This is a genomic window from Devosia sp. CN2-171 (assembly GCF_049354815.1).
In the GTDB taxonomy this organism is placed as follows: domain Bacteria; phylum Pseudomonadota; class Alphaproteobacteria; order Rhizobiales; family Devosiaceae; genus Devosia_A.
The window spans coordinates 3,177,438-3,195,247 of the sequence record NZ_CP186479.1 but is presented as its reverse complement, the minus strand read 5'-3'; the positions used below and the strand labels follow the sequence as shown (position 1 = coordinate 3,195,247).

Sequence of the window (17,810 nt, the reverse complement as noted above, 5' to 3'; positions counted from 1 at the left end):
TGTCGTTAACCAGAATTTATGTGGCCGAAATCGACCACATGGACATAAACGACGAAACTATATTTGAATTAATACAGACACATAGTGCTGTGAAGGCAATCGCCGGCGGGTATTGGCGAGGTGGGGGAAGGCGACGACATTGCTCGCCGCGGGTGCATCGCCGAGCTGGCAGGAGTTCCCTAGATCGGCAGCCCGCGCAACAGCTTCGGCCCGTTCCGATCCAGCCCCGATGCACGGCCAATGAGGAAGTCCTTCACCGGCGGCAGTCGCTCGACCAGGCCCATGCCGAAATCGCGGATGGCCCGCACCGGCGCGACGTCGTTGGAAAAGAGCCGCACCATGCCGTCGGTCACCGCCACCATCAGCGCCGTGTCGAACCGGCGCCAGTGCTGGTAGCGCTCGAGCACGTCGTCGGCGCCCGGATCCTGCCCGAGCCGCAGCGCCTCGACCGCCACTTGCGCCAGTGCCGCGACATCCTTCAGCCCGAGATTGAGCCCCTGCCCGGCGACCGGATGGATGACATGCGCGGCGTCCCCGATCAGGGCGAGGCGCTTGCCGACGAAGGACTTGGCGATCTGCAGCTTGAGCGGGAAGGATTGCAGCGGATCTTCCAGCGACACTTTCCCGAGCGTCGAGCCCATAACCGCCTCGATTTCGGCCTCCACGTCAGCCTGCGCCCACGTCTTCAGCAAAGCGGCGCGTTCGGGCGTTTCGACCCAGACCAGCGACGAGCGCTTGCCCGGCAGCGGCAGGCTGGCGAAGGGGCCCGCCGGACGGAAATGCTCGTAGGCCGTGCCCTCGTGCTCGAGTTCGTGCGCGATGGTCGCGACCAGCCCGGTCTGGCGATAATCGTGGTTGATGGTGCCGATCCCGGCGCGGTTGCGCAGCCATGACTGCGCGCCGTCGGCCGCAATCACCAGCGCTGCGCTTAGCACCTGCCCGTCGCTGAGCGTCAGCCGCGCTGCGCCGGCATCGGCGGTGAACTCGGTGATCTCCACCGGCGCAATGATCTCGACCTCGGGTCCAAGCGCGCCGAGCAACTGCTCGGTCACCAGCCCATGCGGCACGAGATGCGCGAATGGCTCGCCGGGCGCCACATCACCTTCGAAGTGGAGGAACAGCGGCCGGGCGATATCGCCAGTACCGGAATCGGTGATCTTCATCTGCCGAACCGGCTCGGCCCCGATCGCCATCCCGGTCCACACGCCCAGTTCGGCAAAGATCCGCTTGACCCCGGCAGCCAGCGCCCATGAGCGCTGGTCCTTGCTCGCTGTGAACGGCCGGCGGTCGATCAGCGCGACCCGCAGCCCCTTCATCGAGCGGCTCAAGGCCAGGGCCATCGTCAGCCCCACAGGGCCGCCGCCGACGATCATGATGTCATACTGGGTGCCGGCCATGGGAAATTCCTCCGCGCCTGCCGCTATGTGGCGCGTCACAACCGCCCTGTCCAGCGGCCCCACCGTCGCAGCTCGCTTGCATACGATTTAGGCGACTGCACATTTCTTGCGCACTTTTGCGACGTTAACAGGGCGGTAAGGTTCTGCCACGCCCTCTCCGAGCCCCTATGCGCCCTGCATTACACGTTAGGAATCAACATGTTGCGAAATGCGGCAGCAGTTTGGCACGGGGCTTGAGTCTCTATGTGCCGATTGGAGACTTCCAACAAGCATCGACCCAAGATCGAAAGGGGCATCCATGAAGCTGGTGATTGCAATCATCAAACCGTCGCGCCTGGAGGAGGTCCGCCAGGCCCTCAACTCGCTCGACGTGCACGGCATGACCGTGACCGAAGTCAAAGGCTATGGCCGGCAGAAGGGCCACTCGGAAATCTACCGCGGCACCGAGTATGCGGTGCACTTCCTGCCCAAGCTGAAGATCGAGATTGCCGTCGATGACGCGCAGTCCGACGCCATCGTCTCGGCCATCCGCGAGAGCGCCCAGACCGGCCGTATCGGCGACGGCAAGATCTTTGTGCTCGACCTGTTGGCCGTCACCCGCATTCGCACCGGTGAGACCGGCGCGTCGGCTCTTTAATGCCGCATCCTATTGGAGAACCCACAATGACAGACATTAAGATGTCGAAAGTCCTGGGAGCCGCGGCGCTGGCAAGCCTCGCTCTCGCCTTGCCCGCCTTCGCGCAGGATGCAGCAGCTCCCGCAGCCGAAGCCGTAGCGGAAGTTGTTCCGGTCATCGACAAGGGCGACACCGCCTGGATGCTGGTCTCGACCATGGCCGTGATCGTCATGACCGTACCGGGCCTCGCGCTGTTCTACGGCGGCCTCGTCCGCTCGAAGAACATCCTCTCGATCCTCAGCCAGGTCCTCGGCGGCTTTGCCATCATCGCGCTGCTCTGGGTTGCCTACGGCTACTCGCTGGCCTTCGCCGGCTCCGAAGGCGGCCTGTCGCCCATCATCGGCGACTTCTCCAAGGTCTTCCTGTCGGGCGTCGACATCAACAGCACCGCTGCCACCTTCTCGGCCGGTTTCCAGCTGCCCGAGATCGTGTTCGTGGTCTTCCAGCTGACCTTTGCCTGTATCACCGCCACCCTCATCGTCGGCGGTATCGCCGAACGCATGAAGTTCGGCGCCGTGATGCTGTTCCTCGCCATCTGGTTCACCTTCTCGTACCTGCCGATCGCCCACATGGTCTGGGCCGGCACGGGTTACCTCTTCGGCCTGGGCGCCTATGACTTCGCCGGCGGTACCGTGGTGCACATCAACTCCGGTGTCGCCGCGCTCGTCGCCGCCATCGTCCTCGGGCCGCGCGTCGGCTTCCTCAAGGAACCGATCCCGCCGCACAACCTGACCCTCGTCTATATCGGCGCTGGTCTGCTCTGGTTCGGCTGGTTCGGCTTCAATGCCGGCTCCAACCTCGAGGCCAACGGCCTCACCGCCCAGGCCTTCCTCAACACCATCACTGCACCGGCCGCCGCGGCCCTTGCCTGGGGTGTTGCGGAGAAGTTCACCCGCGGTCACGCCTCGCTCCTCGGCTTTGCCTCGGGCCTGGTTGCCGGCCTCGTGGCCATCACCCCGGCGGCCGGCTTCGCCGGCACCGTCGGTGCGATCGTCCTCGGCGCCATCGCTGGTGTGGTCTGCCTGTGGGCCGTCGCTACTCTGAAGCAGATCTTCAAGTATGACGACGCACTCGACGTGTTCGGCATCCACGGTGTCGGTGGCATCATCGGCGCTCTCGGCACGGCAATCGTCGCCAGCCCGAGCCTCGGTGGTTACCCGCTGGCCGACTACGAGATGTGGGGCCAGTTCATCAAGCAGCTGACCGGCGTTGGTATCGCCATCGTCTGGTCGGGTGTGGTGGCTCTCATCGCCATCCTGATCGTCAAGGCCGTGTTCGGTGGCGCCCGTGTCTCGGAGTCGGCCGAGAGCGATGGCCTCGACCTGTCGAGCCACGGCGAGCGCGCCTACAACTAAGCCGGAGCGCCGTCGGCCTCCTACGGCGCCACCTTACGCTTTTGCGCGGGCAGGGACCTCCTCCCCTCCGCCCGCGCAACACCGGAGAGCCGGACCTCGGCCCGGCTCTCCGTTCCCGGGGTTCTATCGAATCCCGCTGACCGCGGCGTGCAGCTCGCGTACCTCTTGGCCCGCCACAGAGGCTTCCCACTCGCAAACTGCGTGGGCTGCACACCCCGGTCAACGGACCGATGCCCGGCCTCGCCGGGCCCGGACATCGCCCCGCCAGGCGATCATGGCTCTGCCTACCCAACAGGCAGCGATCGGCCGCTGGCCGCCCAAATTCTGTGCAACACGCCGCGTGCGTGATGGAGGTGTTGTGCCTCCCTTGCACCAACCCACTGAATTTGCTGGGATCTCCTACCGCTCGCCGAAGTGGCACGGGCCTTGATTGCATTGCCCTCAGAATAAGCCCGGATGCGAGCCGGGCGTTTTGGGGAGGTCTCTGATGACGCAGTCCACTGCCGGGCTGGACGTATTCTTCGTCTTGGTCGGCGCAATCCTGGTTTTTGCCATGCATGGCGGCTTTGCCTTCCTCGAACTGGGGACGGTTCGGGGCAAAAACCAGGTCAACGCGCTGGTGAAGATTCTTGTCGATTTCGCCTTCTCGACGCTGGCCTATTTCGCCATCGGCTACACCATCGCCTACGGCGTCACCTTCTTTCACAGCGCCGCGACGCTTTCGGGCAGCGAGGCCGCCGGCTTCGCCCCGCAGGGCTTCAGCCTCGTGAAGTTCTTCTTCCTCGCCACCTTCGCCGCGGCGGTCCCCGCCATCATCTCGGGCGGCATTGCCGAGCGCGCCAAGTTCTGGCCGCAGGTGTTCTCCGCAGCGGTCATCGTCGGGCTGATCTACCCCTTCTCCGAGGGTATCGTCTGGAACGGCAACTACGGGATCCAGGCATGGCTCGAAGCGAGCTTCGGCGCCCGCTTTCACGATTTCGCTGGCTCGATCCAGGTGCATGCGCTCGGCGGCTGGCTGGCGCTCGCCGCGGTGATCCGCATCGGCGCCCGTACCGGCCGCTATGGCCCGAACGGGCGTCCCTTCGCGCCCTCGTCGATCCCCTGGCTGGCGCTTGGCACCTGGCTGCTGGCCGTCGGCTGGTTCGGCTTCAACGTCATGTCGGCCCAGTCGGTCGCCGGCGTCTCCGGTCTCGTCGCCATGAACTCGCTGCTCGCCATGGTCGGCGGCATCATCGCCGCTACAGTGATCGGCAAGGGTGACCCGGGCTTTGCCCATAACGGCGCACTCGCCGGCCTCGTCGCGGTTTGCGCCGGCTCCGACCTCTACCACCCGATCGGAGCGCTGATCGTTGGCCTCGTCGCCGGCGCCATCTTCGTCAAGGGTTTCACCTGGACCCAGGAGAAGCTGCAACTCGACGACGTGCTCGGCGTCTGGCCGCTGCACGGGCTTTGCGGCCTCTGGGGCGGCATCGCCGCCGGCATTTTCGGCCTCGAAGCGCTGGGTGGCATGGGCGGCGTCAGCCCCATCGTGCAGATCGTGGGCTCGCTCGCCGTCTCGGCCTATGCCCTCGCCGCCGGCTATCTCGTCTACACCCTCACCAGCCGCTTCTTCGGCATCCGCCTCAGTGACGAGCAGCAGCGCCGCGGCGCTGACCTGTCGATCCACTCGATCGGCGCCGAACCCGAGTTCTGAGGGCGGGAACACCTCCTTCCGCCCGGCGTTATCCCGGGTGGAAGGAGTGTTCCATGTCTTTCAAGACCAACGCGAAATACATCGATTTGCCCGCGATCGTATTGATTGCCGCGATCATCCTTGTGCCGGCCGCAGTGGGGCTGGCGCTTTAGGCTGCGGAGCCGCCGGTTGCCCACTAGTCTGGCATCGGGCGAGAGCTGCAAAAACACCCCAGCTTGCCGCGGCGAAAAATCCCCTCTATGAGTGACGGTCTTCGGCCAGCCACAGGGAGGCGCGACATGACAGCATTCCGACCTCGCCTCGCAGGGTTCACTTCCGGTCTTCACCGTTAGGTCGCCCGCGGTCCCCCTCGGGATCGTTTCCTGCTGGCCGCTGGACGTTCCGGCTTTTTCCAAGTTTTGCTCTTTTCCGGGACCGGATGGCTGCCTCGCGCAGCGTCCGGACGATCGACATGGCTTCCAAGCAAACCAATCAGCGCGGCCAGGCCTATGGCAAGGTGCTCGGCTTCGCCGCCGGCCACTGGCGGAAACAGCCGCGGCGCGTCGCTTTCATCATGGGCCTCTTCTTTCTCGAGACGGTCACCGACATCCTGACGCCGTTCTTCGCCGGCCGCCTGGTCGAGGCGGTGGCGAGCGGCGCGGCAACCAACGAGATCGCCTGGAACGGCGCGATGGCGGCCTTTTTCGCCATCGTTGCGCTGGGCGCTGCCTCGGTGCTCGTCCGCCAGCTCGCCTTCCAACAGATCATCGCGCTCACCCTGCGCATGATGAGCGATATCGCCCAGAACGCCTTCCACCGGGTGCAGCGCTTCTCGTCGGACTGGCACGCCAACTCCTTCGCCGGCTCGACGGTGCGCAAGATCACGCGCGGCATGTGGGCGCTCGACAGCCTCAACGACGTGATCCTGATGGCGATCCTCCCCTCGCTGGTGATGCTGGTCGGCACCACGGTGATGCTGAGCCTCTTCTGGCCGGTGATGGGTCTCGTCGTCGGCATCGGCTCGCTGATCTACATCACTGTCAGCGTCACCCTCTCGACCCTCTGGGTCGCCCCCGCCGCCAGCCTCGCCAATGCCTGGGACACCAAGATGGGCGGCGCACTCGCCGATGCGGTGAGCTGCAACATCGTCGTCAAAGGCTTCGGCGCCGAGGATCGCGAGGAAGTCCGGCTCGGCCATGTCGTCGGCAAGTGGCGCAAGCGCACCTCGCGCACCTGGAACCGCGGCACGCTCAACGGCACCATCCAGCAGGCGATGCTGTGGATGCTGCGCTGCGCCATCATCGGCTCGGGCCTGCTGCTCTGGCAGAGCGGCGCCGCAACGGCCGGCGACGTCACTTTCGTGATCACCACCTTCCTCGTGTTGCAGGGCTACCTCCGCGATATCGGCCAGCACGTCCGCAACCTGCAGCGCGCCGTCAACGACATGGAGGAACTGGTGGCGCTCGACGACCAGAGGCTTGGCATCGAGGACAGGCCCGGAGCCAAGCCGATGACCGTCACCGACGGCGCCATCGCCTTCGAGCACGTCGATTTCCACTATGGCGCCCACCTGCAGCCGCTTTACCGCGACCTCGACGTGCATATCGCGCCGGGCGAGAAGGTGGGCCTCGTCGGCCATTCCGGGTCGGGCAAAACGACGTTCGTCAAGCTGATTCAGCGCCTGCACGATGTCACGGGCGGCCGCATCGTCATCGACGGCATCGACATCCGCGACGTGCAGCAGGCCTCGCTGCGGCGCCAGATCGCCATCGTGCAGCAGGAGCCGGTGCTGTTCCACCGCTCGCTGGCCGAGAACATCGCCTATGGCAGGCCGGGGGCGACGCGCGCCGAGATCGAGGAGTCGGCAAAGCTCGCCAACGCGCATGACTTCATCGCCAAGCTGCCAAAGGGCTACGAAACGCTGGTCGGCGAGCGCGGGGTCAAACTCTCGGGCGGCGAGCGTCAGCGCGTCGCCATCGCCCGCGCCTTCCTCTCGGACGCGCGTGTCCTGATCCTCGATGAGGCGACGTCCAGCCTCGACAGCGAGAGCGAGCTCTTGATCCAGCAGGCGATGGAACGCTTGATGGTCGGCCGCACCACCATCGTCATCGCCCACCGCCTGTCGACGGTGCGCGCGCTCGACCGGCTGCTGGTCTTCGATGGCGGCAAGGTCGTGGAAGAAGGCACGCACGAGCAGCTGGTGAAGAAAGCCGGCGGCATCTATCGCCGGCTGTTCGAGCGCCAGGCGCTCGAGCTTATCAAGGGGCTGGAGGCGGCGGAGTAGGTGACAGGCGGATGGAGACGCCCCCCTCCCATCCTCCCCCATAAAGGGGGGAGGTGAAGAGTTGAGGCTCTGTCTTCGATCGAGCCTCAAGCACTGCAAGGCACTTTCCCCTTTATGGGGGAGGATGGGAGGGGGCCGTCTGCTTCAGTGACGCACCGCCCTTCCCTTCCATCGGCAAACACCGATATAAGGGCGCATGGCTTCCCTCCCCCTTTCCATCCTCGACCTCGCCCCCGTCTCCGAGGGCACCAGTTCCTCCGATGCGCTGCGTGAAATCATCCGCTTGGCCCAACTCGGCGACGAGCTCGGTTTCACCCGCGTCTGGTATGCCGAGCACCACGGCATGCCTTCGATCGCATCGTCCTCGCCTGAAGTGCTGATCGCCACTTCCGCCGCGAACACCAAGCGCATCCGCGTCGGCTCGGGCGGCGTCATGCTGCCCAATCACGTGCCGCTGCGCGTGGTCGAGACCTACCGCACGCTCAACGGGCTGAACCCCGGCCGCATCGACCTCGGCATCGGCCGCGCCGGCGGTTCGGATGGTCGTACGCTGTCGGCGCTGCGCTCGGTCGGCGGTGAGTATTTTGCCCAGGAACTGGCGGAAGCCCTCGCCTTCGAGGAAGGCAATTTCGCGCCGGACCACCCGTTTCACCCGATCCGCGTCGTGCCTGAGAACGTGTCGCTGCCGCCGATCTGGCTGCTCGGCTCATCCGGCGCCAGCGCCCAGGCGGCCGGCCAGCTCGGTGTCGGCTATTCCTTCGCCGCCCATTTCAGCCAGACCCCGGCGGCCCCAGCCTTCGAGGCTTACCGCGCCGCCTTCACCCCGACCGAAGCTTTTCCAAAACCCCACGCCATCCTCGCGCTCTCGGCCCTCGTCGCCCCGACCGACGAGGAAGCCCGCTTTCTTTCCGGCTCGCAGGAACTGAGCTGGGCCCTGTTCCACTCCGGCCAGGTGCGCAAACTCGTACCGCCCGAGGAGGCCGCCGCGCACGCCTACACCCCGCACGAAAGCCGCATCATCGAGCAGAATCGCCCGCTCTGGATCGTCGGTTCGCCGGAAACAGTGAAGGCGGAAATCGAGAAGAAGGTCGCGGAGTCCGGGGCGGACGAAGTGATGATCACGACAACGGCGTGGGATTATGACGTGCGGCTGCGCTCGTTCGGGCTGCTGGCTGAGGCGTTTGGATTGGGTGCCGACTGAGGCAGACGACCCCCTCCCATCCTCCCCCATAAAGGGGGAGGTACCGGTGGGTCAGGCCCGATCGAGAACACCTCGACTCTTCACCTCCCCCTTTATGGGGGAGGCCGGGAGGGGGTCGTCTGCCTCAGTCGGGCTACCTAAGCCGCCACCGCCTCGGCCCGCATGGCATGCACCGCCACCGGCTGGAAGATCATCTTCACGTGGTTGCGGGCCATCAGCATCTGTTCGGGCAGCACGGTCGGATCGGCCAGCGTCTTCCCCATGATGATACCACCATCGATCGAGCAGGCGATCATGCGGCCGAGGCGCGCCGTATCGACCGGTTCGCGCGGCGGGTAGATTGCGACGATGTCGTCGAGCTTCTTCCGAAAGAAGTCGTTCCACTCGCGCACCATGGTGGTGATCCGGGCGCGGAACTCACGGTCGAACAGCCGGTCCTGATAGCTCATCGCGGCAACGAGGCACCCGGGATGCCCGCCCGGCATCGCCGCCATGTGCTCGGCAAAGAGCGTCAGCCCGACCAGGAGGTATTGCAGCGGATCGTCGCTCAACTCGCCCGCGCGGCCGAACACATCGACCAGCAATTGGTCGAGCGCCTCGCCATGGCGATCAAGCAGGCCCTTGGCCAACTCGTTCTTGTCCTTGAAGTGGTAGAAGAAGCCGGATTTCGTGATGCCGGCCTCGGCGATCAGCTCTTCGATCGACGTGGCGCCGAACCCCTTGGCGAGCACCGCCGCCTCGGCGATCTCCAGGATCCTCTCACGCGTCGCATTGCCTTTGCGCATCGGGCAGTCCCTCTCGGTTTACAGTACCTCCAGTACGGTTTTCGAGCTTTGAAGCCCGTCGCGAAACGCCGCCCCAAGCGGCAATCTCGCCTTAAACCATTCTGGCTGCTGACCAATTCACCGAGACACCAGACTTGACCACGCTCCCGCTATCGCCGGAAAGGTAAAGTCGTCATATGTCTCGCCACCCGCGGCCGAGGCAAATAGCCCCGATTGCTGCGACAATCAAGAGCCAAATGGAGAGACGGCATGCAGACCAGAGCGCATGAGCTTCCCCAATCGAAGGGCCAGATGTTCGTCACCGACGGCGGCATCGAGACCCACATGATCTTCAACCTCGGGCAGGACGTGCCCGATATGTCCGTCTACCTGCTCAACCGCAGCGAGGCCGGGCGCGAGCTGATGCGCGACTACTACCGCGCCTATATCCCGATCTGCCAGAGAGCCGGCCAGGCCTTCCTGTTCGACACCAATACCTGGCGCGCCAGCCCTGACTGGGGTTTCAGGGCCGGGCTGGACATGGACGAACTGCGCGAGGCCAACATCGCGGCCGTGAAATTCTGCCAGGAGATGCAGAAGGAGTTCGCCGCCGCGGGCGTCGATTCGATCATTTCGGGCGTCCTCGGCCCGCGCCGCGACGCCTGGCAATACGATCGCGCCATGACGGTCGAGGAGGCACTGTCATACCACGGCCACCAGGTCGAGGCCTTTGCCGAGACCGGCGCCGACTACATCAGCGCCTATACGCTGACCAACGTGCCCGAGGCCGTCGGCATCGCCAAACTGGCGCAGCGCATCGGCATGCCGGTGGTCCTGAGCTTTACGCTCGAGACCGACGGGAACCTGCCCGGCGGCAAGCCGCTCGAGGTGGCGATCAACGAGGTCGATGCCGCCACGGGCGACTATCCGGCCTACTACATGATCAACTGCGTCCACCCCATCCATTTCGCCGAAACGGTGCGCCATGGCGGCCGCTGGGTGAACCGGATCGGCGGGCTTAGGGTCAATGCCTCGAAGATGAGCCACGCCGAGCTCGACAATTCGCCCACGCTCGACATCGGCGACATCACCGACCTGGCCCAGCGCTACGCTCGGGTGCTGCCGTTACTGCCCAACATCCGCGTCATCGGCGGCTGCTGCGGCACCGACCACCGCCATATCGGCGCCATCTGCAATACCTGCCTGCCCGGCAGCCATCACCACCATTGAGACAACCTGAGCGGGGGGCCGCAAAGGACCGCTCAAATGACCACCATCGAGATCAACGACCGCTTCACCGAGACCACCACCCGGCCAGCCCGGAGCAACATCTTCGCCCGCTGGTTCGCCACCTGGCGCCGCCGCCGCCAGGCCCGCATCACGCTCGGCCAGCTGCACCGTATGGACGCCTACCTGCTGCGCGACATGGGCATCGAGCCCCAGGACATCATCGACGCACTGGAGGGGCGGCAGAGCTCGCTGCTGTTCAATCCGGTGCGGAAGGGGGAATAGCCCAACGCATAATAGCCGTCATCCTCGCGAAAGCGGGAATGACGGCGGGGGTGCTGAAGCGCCGGCGGGTGGCTGTTAAGCCTGCAGCCGCCTGAGGATCGCCGCGCCCATCTCTTCCGTGCCGACCGTCTTGCGGTTCTGTTCGCCGATGTCGCCCGTGCGCAGGCCCTCGTCGAGCACTGAGGCAATGGCGGCTTCCAGCCGGTCGGCCAGCACCACCATGTTGAACGAGTAGCGCAGCGCCATGGCGAAGCTCGCGAGCATCGCGATCGGGTTGGCGATGCCCTTGCCAGCGATGTCAGGGGCCGAGCCGTGCACGGGCTCATAGAGTGCCTTGCGCTTGCCAGTCACCGGATCGGGTGCACCGAGCGAGGCCGACGGCAGCATGCCGAGCGAGCCGGTCAGCATCGCCGCCGCATCCGAGAGGATGTCGCCAAAGAGGTTGTCGGTGACCATCACGTCGAACTGCTTGGGGTTGCGCACCAGCTGCATCGCCGCGTTGTCGGCGAGGATGTGGTGGAACTCGATATCGGCATAGTCCTTGGCCACCGCCTGCGCGACTTCGTCCCAAAGCACGCCCGACTTCATGACGTTCTTCTTGTCGGCCGAGTGCACCTTCTTCTTGCGGGTGCGGGCGAGGTCCATGGCGACACGGACGATACGGTCGATCTCGTAGGTCTCGTAGACCTGGGTATCGATGGCGCGCTTCTGGCCGTCGCCGAGATCGGTGATGGTCTTGGGCTCGCCGAAATAGACGCCGCCGGTCAGCTCGCGCACGATCAGGATGTCGAGGCCCTCGATCAGCTCGCGCTTCAGCGACGAGGCATCGGCCAGTGCCGGGTAGCAAATGGCGGGGCGGAGATTGGCGAAAAGCTGCAGGTCCTTGCGGAGGCGGAGCAGGCCGGCTTCCGGCCGGTGCTCGTAGGGCACCTTGTCCCACTTCGGCCCGCCCACCGCGCCGAAGATCACGGCATCGGCGGCAAGCGCCTTCTGCATGTCCTCTTCAGAGATGGCGACGCCGTACTTGTCATAGGCGCAACCGCCGACAAGGCCGCTGTCGAGTTCAAAATCGGTCTCGCCCTGGCTGTTGAGCCAGGCCACCACCTTCTCGACCTCCTTCATGATCTCGGTGCCGATGCCGTCGCCGGGGAGGAGGAAGAGTTTCTGCGCGGCCATGATGTCCTCGATTGCTTGGAGCGTTGGGCGGAGATACCGCCACCGGACCCTCAGGCGCAAGGCCGCCGACGCACGGGAGCGTCCAGTCCGGTGCGGCGGCGGAAAGTACAGCACCACGGGTACAGTTTCCGGCAGGGCTCCGCGGGGGTAGAGTGGCCGGCGCGGGGACGAGGAGAGTGACATGCACAAGGCTCTGACATGGGCTGTCTCGAAGCGCGCCCGCGCTGCAGGCGACAGCTTCGCCAAGGTTGCCGATTTCTATTTCAACTCGCGCTACGGCGAGAAGCGCGGCGATGCCGGCATCTCCGACTTTACCTTCGGCAATCCCCATGAGATGCCACTCAAGGGGCTGGTCGACGGCCTGCGGCAGGCGGCGCTACCCGAGGACAAGAACTGGTTCGCCTACAAGTCGAGCGAGCCCGAGCCGCTGCAGTTCCTCGCCGATCATGTCGGCCCCGAACTCGGCCTCGACTTCGCACCCGAGGACTTTGCCCTCACCTCCGGCGCCTTCGCCGCCATCATGGTCGCGTTCCGCCTGCTGCTCGATGTCGGCGACGAGGTGATCTACTGCGAGCCCGCCTGGTTCTGCTACGAGCCCATGCTGCGCGTCGCCGATGCCGTGCCGGTGCCGGTGCCGCTAAAGGGCCCTGCATTCGACCTCGACATCGACGCCATCGAAGCGGCGATCACCCCCAATACGCGCCTCGTCATCGTCAACACCCCGCACAATCCGACCGGGCGCATCTACGACCGCGCGACCCTGCAACAGCTCGCGGACATGCTGGATCGGGCCTCGGCGCGGCTCGGGCGGCGCATCTTCATCCTCTCGGACGAGCCCTATCGGCGCCTGCGCTTCGACGGGCGTGACTTCGTCAGTCCCGCCGCCGTCTATCCCTGGACGCTGATCGACTACAGCTATGGCAAGGTGCTGCTGGCGCCGGGCCAGCGGCTGGGCTACCTCGCCTTGTCCCCACTGATGCCCGAAACCGACCGGCAGGCCCTACGCGACGCTCTGTTCCCGGTGCAGATGGCGCTCGGCTGGTGCTTTCCCAACGCCATCATGCAGCACGCCATCGCCGACCTCGAGAATCTCAGCATCGACCGGGCGGCACTGGCGCGTCGGCGCGACGCGCTGCTTGGCGAGCTGCGCGGCGCCGGCTACGAGGTGCTCGATCCCGAGGGGACGTTCTACCTCTGGGGCCGGTGGCCCGGGGATCCCGAGGCCATCTGGAACCGGCTCGCCGACCGTGATGTCTATGTGATGCCGGGCACCATCCTCGGCGCGCCGGGCCACTTCCGCATCAGCCTCACGGCATCGGACCAGATGGTGGAGCGGGCGCTGGGTACCTTCAGGCCGGCGCGGGGTTGACCCCGGCCGCGGCCCGGTCAGCGGGAAGCGCCGTCGAGGCGCTTCTGCATGAAATAGCGGCGGCCGTCGCGAGGGTGATCCCCGAGCGTGCCGAACACGGTAAAGCCGAGCTTTTCGTAGACCGGCCGGGCCTGGAAGTCGAACGTATCGAGCCAAATACCGACGAGACCGCGCTCCCGCGCAAACGCCTCGGCCTTCTGCATCAGCTGGCGGCCGTAACCCTGGCCGCGCAACGCTTCGGGAATGTGGAACAGCTCGATGAACAGCCAGTCGTAGAGCGCCCTGCCCGTGAGGCCGCCGATGCGCGTGCCGCTCTCGTCGGCCAGCATGATCGAGATCGGCTGGTAGCCCGTAGGCCCACCCATGGCCTTGTTGTAGACGCGCAGGCCCTCACGGACCACGGTCTCGTCGGCGGGCTCCGGATCGAGCGTGAGTACGATGTCGAACGCCATCAATGTTCGTGCGCGCCGATGCGCGCGGTGACTTCGATCTCGACCTTCATCTCGGGGCGGGTCAGCCCGCAGACCAGCATGGTCGCGGCCGGGCGGATATCGCCGAACACCTTGCCCGCCACTTCCACCAGCCCGTCGTAATGGGCCATGTCGGTGATGTAATAGCGCACCCGCACCGTGTCCTTGATGGTCGAGCCAGCTTCCTCGAGCGCATGCGAGATGGTGGCGAAGGCGTTGCGGGCCTGCTCGCGCACGTCGTCGGGCATCACCATGGTCTTGTAGTCATAGCCGGTGGTGCCCGAGACATAGACCATGGTGCCGTCGATCACGGCGCGCGAATAGCCGATCTTCGCCTCGAACGGCGAATGCGACGAGATATGGATGACCATGCCGATATCCTCCGGCGCAAGCGCGACGAAATCAAAGACTGCTCTACAGCAGCGTCAGAGCCAGGGGCGGTCGCTGGCCATTTTGGTCTCGAAGCTCGAGATCGCCGGATCGGCCTTCAGCGTCGTCGCGATATCGTCGAGGCCTTCGAGCAGGGTCTGCTTGCGCGACGCATCGATGTCGAAATGGATCGAGCCGCCATCCGGACCCCGGATGGTCTGGGCTTCGAGATCCACGGTGAGCGTTGCATTGGCGCCGCGCTCGGCATCGTCCATCAGGAGCGCCAGTTGCTCCGGCGTCACCTTGATCGGCAGGATGCCGTTCTTGAAGCAGTTATTGTAGAAAATGTCGGCAAAGCTGGTGGAGATCACGCAGCGCACGCCGAAATCGAGCAGCGCCCACGGCGCATGCTCGCGCGACGAGCCGCAGCCGAAATTGTCGCCGGCGACGATGATCTTGGCGCCGCGATAGCCGGATTTGTTCAGGACGAAATCCGGGTTCTCCGTGCCGTCCTCATTGTAGCGCATCTCAGAAAACAGCGCCGTGCCGAGCCCGGTCCGCTTGATCGTCTTGAGGTACTGCTTGGGAATGATCATGTCCGTGTCGATGTTGATGATCGGCAGCGGCGCAGCGACGCCAGTGAGGGTCGTGAACTTGTCCATGTGCGGTACCCCTTTCGGATGGCGGTGTAATGACGCAACGGGCCGGGGGAATCAAGTCGCACATAGGATGAGGGCGTTCGGTGCGAGGCAGCCGACTGGCACATCGACCCAACCCCACCGGCTGTCATCCCAGCGACGGCTGGGATCCAAGCGTCAGCCAGCGCCGGTGGAGAGATGGATCCCTGCCTTCGCAGGGATGACACCTTGTTCGTGGGGCACGTAAGTGCCCCACTTCGAAACTTCACCGATAATTCCGCGGATCCCGCTTCCGCCATTCCCATGGATCGTCAATCTTCGCCCCCGGCTGGAACACACCGATCTGTGCCGCCCTGGCTTCTTCTTCCTGCGCCAGGTAGTCGTCGCCCTGCTCGACATAGGCCCGCGCCATCCCGAGCCGCACCAGCTCCGCCCCCGCATCCACGCCCGCCGAGGTGCACACGCCGAAGCGGCGGTTGAACTGGTCGGGCTTGCCGTCCCTGAGCGTGCAGCTCGCCTCGCCCGAGGCGATGATGTCGGTAAGGGCCTGGCGCGAGGCGGCGTAACAGTCCCAGAGCAGCTCGCCGACATAGCATTTCTGCGTCCGCTCGGGCGCATCGACCGCCCAGAGGATGACGCGCTGCTTGTCGACCATGATGATATCGGCGTCGACCACCTTGGCCGCGCCGGTGACCACCTCCTGGGCCATCGCCCCGCCGGGGAGCATCAAGGCTGCGAAAGCCACGAGCGTGAGGATCCTGTTCACTGCCCTGTCCCCTGTACCCGCCCGTCGGGCATGATGTTGCGGATGAGATCGCCCGGCGCGAAGGCGGCAAAGTCCACCTTGGCCCGGGTGAAGCGGTTGTCGTGCGCCACGGCACCGCTGAAATCGGCATTGTCGAGCCGGGCGCCGTAGAAATCGGTCAGCGCAATGGTCGCGCCGACAAAACTCGCGCCGCTCCCCGACACCTGCACGAACCCGGCGGTGTCGATCGTCGTCTCGTCGAACTTGGTGCGCCCGATATTGGCCTTCTCGAGATTGGTGTGCGCGAGGCTGGCGCCGGTGAGGTTGGCATTGTTGAGCCGCACCTCCTTCATGATCGACCAGTCGAGATTGGCGCCGGCGAGATCGGTGCCCGTTAGCCGCGCGTGCTGGACCCGCGTATAGCTGAAGTCGGCCTTCGCCGCCTTCGCCGCCGAGAGCTGGGCCTCATAGAACATCGCACCCTTGAACTTGCCGCCATCGAGATTGGCGCCGCTCAAATCGGCGAGGTTGAAGTTCGCATCCTCGGCCACGGCGCCCGAGAGATTTGCGCCCTTCAGCACCGCCCGGTGGAACGTCGCGCCGGTAAGGTTGGCGCCCGAGAGATCGACGCCTGAGAGGTTGGCCTTCTTGAAATTGGCATTGGTCAGGTCGCAGCCGCGGCATTCGGTGCGCACGCCCGTGATCAGGTCCTCGACCGCCCCGGCCAAGGCGGGGCTGGCGAGCAGCACGAACGTGAAAGCAAGGCTCAGGCGCATGTCATCGCACCGGCGTAGTATCGGGCTGGAACGGGGACTGCACCACTTCGAGCCGGGTGGCGCTCTGGAAATAGTTCTTCTGCACCTTCTGCGTCTCTAGGCTGATCGAGGTCTGCCCCTTCTTGCGGAAATAGGTGGCCTCGAGCCGCATCGTCGCGTCGCCGTCGAGGCTTTCGGCGGTGCAGATCTGGTGGATGAAGATGGTCCCCACCGGCAGCTGCCCGTCAGATGCGGGAATGTCCTCGCATACAGGCGACCACGGGCTGTAGCGAGCCTTGAGATTATCCGCCAGCCGCGCTGCGACGCGCCGGTCACGCTCGCTGGCCCGCTCGTCGGTGACGATCCGGATGCCGCGCGCCATCCCCTTGTCGTCGACCAGCACGGTGAACACCACCGGATGGGCGTAGATCGAGGTGCCGCCCTGGGCGAAGCGATACTCGTCCTCGAGCGCCCGGGCGATGTAGTCCTGCTCGTCGTCGTAGGTGAAGAACACTTCGTGGAGGCCCGAGGCCTCGGCCTTGCACTTTCCGAACTCGGTGAAGTCCTTGAGTTCCAGCGATGGTGGGCCGCCATTGGTGCCGCAGGCGATCAGCGCCGCGGCACTGAGCGGGATCTGGGTGATCGGCTCACCGAACTTCACGTCCCAGATGGTGAAGGCAGGCACATAGGAGAGATCGGCTTGTGCCTGGGCCAGCCCTGCGGATGGCGCCAATGGCGCCAGTGCAAGGCCAAGCCACAATGCTGTCGTCGAGAGGCGCATGAGGCTTACTTCTTGAAGCCCGCGCAGCTCTTTTCCGCCGAGGCTTCGAACCAGGCAGCGCAGTCCTCGTAGGTCGCGGCCGGCTTACCCTGGATCGAGGTCATGATGTAGGCCGTGAGATTGACGATGTCGTTCGCCTTGATCGACTTGCCCTTGTCCGGCTCCTGGCCGGCCTCGAAATCGGCGGCGACCATGCCGTAGCAACGGTCGTCCTTGTAGGCCTGGCTGTCGTGATAGGGCATCGGCGTGCCCGGAATGCCGCAGCTGATGATCTCGATGAAGCCCGCCGCATCGAGGCCCGACTCGCGCAGCAATGCAGCAGCCCCTTCCGAGCGCGGGTTCTTGCCGGTGCCGTCGCCGTCCCAGCCGTGGCACGAGATGCAGTTGCCGCCCTGCTGGCTGAACATGCGCTTGCCACGCACGATGTCGGCACCATCGAGCTCGGTGACGCCCTCGATCTTAATGAGGTCGGCATTGGCCGGCAGGGTCGCGGTCGCGGCGGTTCCACCCGATGCGGCGGGAGCATTGGCGGCGATGGCAACCGAAGTCACGGCGAGGGCGCCGGCGACAAGCAGCAGCGCGATGGGTTTGCGAAGGGACATTATGGCTTCCTGTATCTGGCAAAATGGCCGGGCAGCCTAGGCTG

18 protein-coding genes are annotated in these 17,810 nt (G+C 65.3%); 8 read left to right on the top strand and 10 right to left on the bottom strand.

All coding sequences use genetic code 11. The annotated features are described in order from the left end of the window. Window positions 1–179: 179 nt before the first annotated feature. The gene (locus tag ACOYW5_RS15860; protein WP_423065860.1) at window positions 180–1,397 is read right to left on the bottom strand and encodes an FAD-dependent monooxygenase; all 1,218 of its coding nucleotides are present in this window, start codon (window positions 1,395–1,397) and stop codon (window positions 180–182) included. Between the two features lie 298 nt (window positions 1,398–1,695). On the opposite strand from ACOYW5_RS15860, the gene ACOYW5_RS15855 reads away from it, so the two are divergent. From ACOYW5_RS15855 to ACOYW5_RS15835, 5 genes are all read left to right on the top strand, one after another. After that, window positions 1,696–2,034 carry a P-II family nitrogen regulator gene (locus tag ACOYW5_RS15855; RefSeq protein ID WP_423065859.1) on the top strand — a complete coding sequence of 113 codons (339 nt, stop codon included), beginning with the start codon at window positions 1,696–1,698 and terminating at the stop codon, window positions 2,032–2,034. Between the two features lie 26 nt (window positions 2,035–2,060). Then, entirely contained in the window at window positions 2,061–3,428 is a 1,368-nt protein-coding gene (locus ACOYW5_RS15850) for an ammonium transporter (RefSeq protein ID WP_423065858.1), read from the top strand. Between the two features lie 487 nt (window positions 3,429–3,915). Next, window positions 3,916–5,121, top strand: coding sequence for an ammonium transporter (locus tag ACOYW5_RS15845; RefSeq protein ID WP_423065857.1), 1,206 nt, complete (start codon window positions 3,916–3,918; stop codon window positions 5,119–5,121). Window positions 5,122–5,572: 451 nt separating this feature from the next. After that, on the top strand, window positions 5,573–7,384 hold the full coding sequence (locus ACOYW5_RS15840; RefSeq protein WP_423065856.1) for an ABC transporter ATP-binding protein: 1,812 nt from the start codon (window positions 5,573–5,575) through the stop codon (window positions 7,382–7,384). A 196-nt stretch (window positions 7,385–7,580) separates the two neighbouring features. Further along, entirely contained in the window at window positions 7,581–8,585 is a 1,005-nt protein-coding gene (locus tag ACOYW5_RS15835) for an LLM class flavin-dependent oxidoreductase (RefSeq protein WP_423065855.1), read from the top strand. Between the two features lie 137 nt (window positions 8,586–8,722). Here ACOYW5_RS15835 and ACOYW5_RS15830 read toward each other — a convergent pair whose 3' ends face one another. Next, complete coding sequence (locus ACOYW5_RS15830) at window positions 8,723–9,370, bottom strand: TetR/AcrR family transcriptional regulator (RefSeq protein ID WP_423065854.1); 648 nt, start codon at window positions 9,368–9,370, stop codon at window positions 8,723–8,725. Between the two features lie 249 nt (window positions 9,371–9,619). Here ACOYW5_RS15830 and ACOYW5_RS15825 point away from each other — a divergent pair, with 249 nt between their 5' ends. Both ACOYW5_RS15825 and ACOYW5_RS15820 read left to right on the top strand, forming a co-directional pair. Next, entirely contained in the window at window positions 9,620–10,579 is a 960-nt protein-coding gene (locus ACOYW5_RS15825; RefSeq protein ID WP_423065853.1) for a homocysteine S-methyltransferase family protein, read from the top strand. 36 nt (window positions 10,580–10,615) lie between these two features. Continuing rightward, window positions 10,616–10,861, top strand: coding sequence for a DUF1127 domain-containing protein (locus ACOYW5_RS15820; protein WP_423065852.1), 246 nt, complete (start codon window positions 10,616–10,618; stop codon window positions 10,859–10,861). A 75-nt stretch (window positions 10,862–10,936) separates the two neighbouring features. On the opposite strand, the gene leuB is transcribed toward ACOYW5_RS15820, so the two are convergent. Further along, window positions 10,937–12,037, bottom strand: a complete 1,101-nt coding sequence (gene leuB / locus ACOYW5_RS15815; protein ID WP_423065851.1) for a 3-isopropylmalate dehydrogenase — start codon at window positions 12,035–12,037, stop codon at window positions 10,937–10,939. Window positions 12,038–12,218: 181 nt separating this feature from the next. On the opposite strand from leuB, the gene ACOYW5_RS15810 reads away from it, so the two are divergent. Beyond that, a complete protein-coding gene (locus ACOYW5_RS15810; protein ID WP_423065850.1) occupies window positions 12,219–13,406 on the top strand; it encodes an aminotransferase class I/II-fold pyridoxal phosphate-dependent enzyme in 1,188 nt (395 codons plus the stop codon). Between the two features lie 17 nt (window positions 13,407–13,423). Here the strand turns inward: ACOYW5_RS15810 and ACOYW5_RS15805 are convergent, their stop codons facing one another. The 7 genes from ACOYW5_RS15805 to ACOYW5_RS15775 all read right to left on the bottom strand — a co-directional run bounded on the left by ACOYW5_RS15805 (window position 13,424) and on the right by ACOYW5_RS15775 (window position 17,766). Further along, window positions 13,424–13,858, bottom strand: a complete 435-nt coding sequence (locus tag ACOYW5_RS15805; protein ID WP_423065849.1) for a GNAT family N-acetyltransferase — start codon at window positions 13,856–13,858, stop codon at window positions 13,424–13,426. Next, window positions 13,858–14,247 carry a RidA family protein gene (locus tag ACOYW5_RS15800; protein WP_423065848.1) on the bottom strand — a complete coding sequence of 130 codons (390 nt, stop codon included), beginning with the start codon at window positions 14,245–14,247 and terminating at the stop codon, window positions 13,858–13,860. Before ACOYW5_RS15800 ends, ACOYW5_RS15805 begins: the two co-directional genes overlap by 1 nt. Before the next feature lie 54 nt (window positions 14,248–14,301). Further along, window positions 14,302–14,907: a 3-isopropylmalate dehydratase small subunit gene (gene leuD / locus ACOYW5_RS15795; RefSeq protein ID WP_423065847.1), complete on the bottom strand. Its 606-nt coding sequence runs from the start codon at window positions 14,905–14,907 to the stop codon at window positions 14,302–14,304. Window positions 14,908–15,148: 241 nt separating this feature from the next. Then, complete coding sequence (locus tag ACOYW5_RS15790; RefSeq protein ID WP_423065846.1) at window positions 15,149–15,649, bottom strand: thermonuclease family protein; 501 nt, start codon at window positions 15,647–15,649, stop codon at window positions 15,149–15,151. Then, window positions 15,646–16,404, bottom strand: coding sequence for a pentapeptide repeat-containing protein (locus tag ACOYW5_RS15785; RefSeq protein ID WP_423065845.1), 759 nt, complete (start codon window positions 16,402–16,404; stop codon window positions 15,646–15,648). Before ACOYW5_RS15785 ends, ACOYW5_RS15790 begins: the two co-directional genes overlap by 4 nt. 1 nt (window position 16,405) lies before the next feature. After that, window positions 16,406–17,164, bottom strand: a complete 759-nt coding sequence (locus tag ACOYW5_RS15780; protein ID WP_423065844.1) for a hypothetical protein — start codon at window positions 17,162–17,164, stop codon at window positions 16,406–16,408. 5 nt (window positions 17,165–17,169) lie between these two features. After that, window positions 17,170–17,766: a c-type cytochrome gene (locus tag ACOYW5_RS15775; protein ID WP_423065843.1), complete on the bottom strand. Its 597-nt coding sequence runs from the start codon at window positions 17,764–17,766 to the stop codon at window positions 17,170–17,172. Window positions 17,767–17,810: the final 44 nt, after the last annotated feature.